Raw genomic sequence first — 4,512 nt, forward strand, 5'->3', positions numbered from 1 at the left:
TGACGCGGCAGAATGTGCAGCCGATTTGCCCGACGACACAACGCCCGTCGGATTGCGACAAAATGGCACGACGGGCAAGGCGCCTGCGGATACCGCGCAATTAGTTCAGCGGATTCATGCGCATTGCGCGTCTCGCATGGCGAGCGCCCTTCATGTTCACGAGTTCGTGAACGCGCCATCAAATCCATCCCCGCGCAGCGATCGTAACGACCTCGACCAACCCGGTCGGGGTGATGCGACCCTGGACCACAGGGAGAGCAAGGGGCCGCAAATCCTTTCGCGCATCAGCCAACTCATCAGTTCAGTTCACAAGGAAACACTCGAATGACGTTGGGAATCCGTTCGTTCGTGGCCGGCGCGTTGATGCTGGGCGCGCTCTCCATGTCAGCCACGGCCGCTCGCGCCGCCGATATCGTCGACACCGCGGTCGGTGCTGGCCAGTTCAAGACGCTGGTCGCGGCGGCCAAGGCCGCGGGCGTCGTGCCGGTGCTGAAGAGCAAGGGCCCGTTCACCGTGTTCGCGCCGACCGATGCGGCCTTCGCAGCGCTGCCGCCCGGCACCGTCGAGGATCTTCTGAAGCCGAAGAACAAGGGCAAGCTCGCCGCGATCCTGAAGTATCACGTCATCCCGGGCGCGGTGAAGGCGGGCGACGTCGCCGGCAAGAAGCTCAGCGTCAAGACCGCGCAGGGCCAGCCGGTCAACGTCGACGGCACCTTCTTCGGCGTGCAGGTCAACGACGCGCACGTGGTGCAGGCGGACATCATGGCCTCGAACGGCGTCATCCACGTCGTCGACAAGGTGCTGCTGCCGCCGGCCAAGACGGCGATGCATCATTGATCAAGCGAGAGCTTTGAAGGACGAGAGCGCGCCGTCGATGACGGTGCGCTCATTTCTCGCGAGCTTTGAGGTCGCGACGTTCAGGATTGTAGAGACGCAACTGGCCTATGAGGGCCAATGTCGTCGCAACAACAACGGTGTCGTCCCGGCCTTTGAGCCGGGACCCATAACCACCATCTGGAATTTGGCGAAGGCTGGAGCTGCCAGCGCGCGTCGCCACATCGCCCTGTGGTTATGGATCCCGGCGTTCGCCGGGACGACAGCGGTGAGTGTGGCGCGACCTCGGCCGATCCCTGACACTGTCGTACCCCGCGAAGGCGGGGTACCCAGTATGCCGCGACCCCTCGATCGATCACTCCTGTCTCAGCGTACTGGATCGTCCGCTTTCGCGGACGATGACACCGAGATTGTAGAACCTGTCTTGGCCGACCGAGGCTGCTCAGTATCCTCGGAGCTGCGCCAACTGCGCGGCGTGATAGTTCGCATCGCCGAGCAGCTCCTCGCACACCCGCGCGCGCTTCATGAAGAAGCCAATGTCGAACTGATCGGTCATGCCCATGCCGCCATGCATCTGCACGCCCTCCTGCACCGCGCGCGTCGCGGTGGCGCCGGCGCGAGCTTTCGCCACGGCGACGGCGGCCGGCGCACCGGCGGGATCGGCATCGAGGGCCTGCAGCGCCTTGAGCACGGCGGCGCGCGTAATCTCGATCTCGATGTAGAGCTGCGCGGCACGGTGCTGCAGCGCCTGGAATTCGCCGATCGCCTTGCCGAACTGCTTGCGCTCCTTCAGATAGGCGACAGTGCGGCCGAACACCTCCTCGCTCAAGCCGACCATCTCGGAGGCAACGGCGCCGCGGCCGAGATCGAGCACGCCGCCGAGCACCGCGGCGCCGCCATCGACCTCGCCGAGCACGTGATCGGCGGTCACCTCGACATTGTCGAACGTGACGCGCGCGGCGTTGTGCGCGTCGACCATGATGGTGCGCTCGATTGCGATCCCCTTGGCCCTGGGATCGACCAGGAACACCGTGAGGCCGTCGCTCTCGCCCGGCGCGCCGGCACTGCGCGCGACCACGAGCAGGAGATCGGCAACATGACCGTCGACCACCATCGCCTTGGCGCCGCTCAGCTTGAAGCCGTTGCCGGAGCGAACGGCCTGAAGCGCAGTGTGCAGCGGGCGATGCTTCGCCCCCTCTTCCAACGCCAGGGCGGCGAGCAGCTTACCGGCGGCTATCTTGGGCAAACACTCGGATTTCTGCGCCGCCGAGCCAGCACGGATGAGCGCCGACGCCGACAGCACCGCCGTCGCGAGGAACGGCGACGGCATCAAGGTGCGCCCGATCTCCTCCATGACAACACCGGCCTCGACAGCGCCGAGTCCGGAGCCGCCGTGCTCCTCGGGCACCAGCAGGCCGGCGAAGCCCATCTCGGCGAAGGTGGCCCACAGCTCTCGGGAGAAGCCGGTCTCGTCGCGCGAGTCACGCAGCTTGCGCAGATGAGCTATGGGCGCGTGATCGGAGATCAGGCCGCGCGCGCTGTCACGCAGCATGGATTGTTCTTCGGTGAGGAGGAGAGGCATGGCGGCTTCCCGTTGAGACGCTGACGATCAATTTGAGTCCCGTCATTCCGGGATGGCCCGCAGGGCCAGGCCCGGAATCCATACTCACGATCGTGGTTATGGATTCCGGGCTCGCCGCTACGCGGCGCCCCGGAATGACGGCCAGAGTGGTGAACTACGCCCCCGGCAGATCGAGGATGCGCTTGGCGACGATGCCGAGCATGACCTCGGAGGTGCCGCCTTCGATCGAGTTCGCCTTGGTCCGCAGCCACGCGCGCGGGCGGGCGCCTTCGTGCGAGCGCTCGCTTTCCCATTCCAGCGCGTCGATGCCGCCGGATGACATCAAGAGCTCGTGGCGGCGCTTGTTGAGCTCGGTGCCGTAATACTTCATCGCCGACGAGAACGCCGGATGGCCCTGCCCCGCCTTGGCGAGATCGACCATCCGCTCCGCGGCGGCGGCGAGGGCAGCCTCGTCGACATCGAAGGTGGCGATCTCGGCGCGCAGCAGCGCATCGTCGAGGCGGCCTTGACCATCGCTGCCTACCGAGTCCGCTGCGACCTGGCCGAGCGGACGGCTGCCGCCGCGCTCGCCCATGCCGGAGATCATCGCGCGCTCGTGCTGCAGCAGGTATTTCGCGACGTCCCAGCCGCGATTGACGGTGCCGAGCACATTCGCCTTGGGCACGCGGACATTGTCGAAGAAGGTTTCGCAGAACGGCGAGCGGCCGGAGATCAAGAGGATCGGCTTGGTCGATACGCCCTTCGAGGTCATGTCGAACAGGATGAAGCTGATGCCGTCATGCTTCTTCGCGGTGGGATCGGTGCGCACCAGGCAGAAGATCCAGTCGGCGTAGTTGGCGTAGGAGGTCCAGATCTTCTGGCCATTGATGATGTAGTCGTCGCCGTCGCTCTCGGCGCGGGTCTGCAAGGAAGCGAGGTCGGAGCCGGCGTTCGGCTCGGAATAGCCCTGGCACCAGCGAATGAGTCCGGCGGTGATCTTGGGAAGATGCTCCCGCTTCTGAGCGTCGGTGCCGTATTTCAGCAGCGCCGGCCCGAGCATCGAGATCCCGAACGAGGTGATCGGCGCACGCGCGCCGATCGCCGCCATCTCCTGGCGCACGATCTTGGCTTCCTCGCCGTCCAGTCCGCCGCCGCCATATTCTTTCGGCCAGTGCGGCACCGTCCAACCCTTGTCGCGCATGCGCTCGAACCAGACGCGCTGCGGCTCGGAGGAGAATTTCGCGTTGCGACCGCCCCAGAACGTGTCCTCGTCCGAGGTCATCGGCTGGCGCATTTCCGGCGGACAATTGGCCTCGAGCCAGGCGCGCGTTTCGCGGCGGAATGTGTCGAGATCGGCCATATCGGATCCTCGCGCGTTTCCATGTTGCTTCGTTGGGAACGACCTAACCTCAGCGCCTGCCGGAATTCAACATCGATGTCGCCGCTTCACGCCCTCGCCTTGCAGCGCGACTTATGGTCATGATGCCGCCGCGTGAAAATACGAGGAAACGACCATGCGCCTGAAACTTCTTTCGCCTGGCGAAATGAGCGCCGACCAGCGCCAGACCTATGACGAGTCGATCGCCAGCAAGCGCGGCTCGCCGCCGCCGCCGATGATGGCCTGGCTGAACAGCCCGGAGATGGCGCGGCACGCCACCCGGCTCGGCGCCTTCCTGCGTTATGACACGGTGTTTCCGGCCGCGCTGTCGGAGATCGCAATCCTGGTGACCGCGCGGCACTGGACCGCGCACTACGAATGGTACGCGCATAAGCGGCTCGCGCTGGCCGGCGGCCTCGACATCAAGATCATCGAGGATATCCGCGACCGCCGCACGCCGGAATTTTCAGACGCCAAGGCGCAGATGATCTACGACGTCGCCAAATCGCTGCATGAGGGGCATGGACTCACGGACGCGCTGTACAAAGACGCGATCGCTACGCTCGGCGAGCGCGGCCTGGTCGAGATCATCGGCCTGTGCGGCTACTACACGATGGTCTCGATGACGCTGAATGCGTTCGAGTTCGATCTGCCCGAGGGCGAGGTGTCTGAGTTGAAGTGATCAGCTGTGAGCTGGGATTCGCCGCTCTCGCCACGCTGTCGGTGCGCTCCCCTCCCC

The 4,512-nt window shown here is 65.3% G+C and carries 5 protein-coding genes; 3 read left to right on the top strand and 2 right to left on the bottom strand.

Annotated features, from left to right (window positions below; genetic code table 11):
• Both BRAO375_RS38410 and BRAO375_RS23085 read left to right on the top strand, forming a co-directional pair.
• The coding region (locus BRAO375_RS38410; RefSeq protein WP_210161274.1) for a hypothetical protein at window positions 1–328 on the top strand (328 nt) is incomplete at its 5' end.
• 53 nt (window positions 329–381) lie between these two features.
• A complete protein-coding gene (locus BRAO375_RS23085; protein ID WP_009029867.1) occupies window positions 382–837 on the top strand; it encodes a fasciclin domain-containing protein in 456 nt (151 codons plus the stop codon).
• A 439-nt stretch (window positions 838–1,276) separates the two neighbouring features.
• On the opposite strand, the gene BRAO375_RS23090 is transcribed toward BRAO375_RS23085, so the two are convergent.
• On the bottom strand, window positions 1,277–2,416 hold the full coding sequence (locus BRAO375_RS23090; RefSeq protein WP_035641748.1) for an acyl-CoA dehydrogenase family protein: 1,140 nt from the start codon (window positions 2,414–2,416) through the stop codon (window positions 1,277–1,279).
• Between the two features lie 154 nt (window positions 2,417–2,570).
• Window positions 2,571–3,755 (bottom strand): acyl-CoA dehydrogenase family protein, encoded by a 1,185-nt coding sequence (locus tag BRAO375_RS23095; protein WP_009029869.1) that lies wholly within the window; start codon window positions 3,753–3,755, stop codon window positions 2,571–2,573.
• 154 nt (window positions 3,756–3,909) lie between these two features.
• Between BRAO375_RS23095 and BRAO375_RS23100 the strand changes: the two genes are divergently transcribed.
• Window positions 3,910–4,455 carry a carboxymuconolactone decarboxylase family protein gene (locus BRAO375_RS23100; protein ID WP_009029870.1) on the top strand — a complete coding sequence of 182 codons (546 nt, stop codon included), beginning with the start codon at window positions 3,910–3,912 and terminating at the stop codon, window positions 4,453–4,455.
• Window positions 4,456–4,512: the final 57 nt, after the last annotated feature.

The sequence above is a fragment of the Bradyrhizobium sp. ORS 375 genome (assembly GCF_000239775.1).
Classification (GTDB): domain Bacteria; phylum Pseudomonadota; class Alphaproteobacteria; order Rhizobiales; family Xanthobacteraceae; genus Bradyrhizobium.

Excerpts from the sequence above, each read along its gene's own strand:
- BRAO375_RS23085 (WP_009029867.1), top strand. The coding sequence starts at position 382 with ATGTCAGCCACGGCCGCTCGCGCCGCCGATATCGTCGACACCGCGGTC.
- BRAO375_RS23090 (WP_035641748.1), bottom strand. The coding sequence starts at position 2,416 with ATGCCTCTCCTCCTCACCGAAGAACAATCCATGCTGCGTGACAGCGCG.
- BRAO375_RS23095 (WP_009029869.1), bottom strand. The coding sequence starts at position 3,755 with ATGGCCGATCTCGACACATTCCGCCGCGAAACGCGCGCCTGGCTCGAG.
- BRAO375_RS23100 (WP_009029870.1), top strand. The coding sequence starts at position 3,910 with ATGCGCCTGAAACTTCTTTCGCCTGGCGAAATGAGCGCCGACCAGCGC.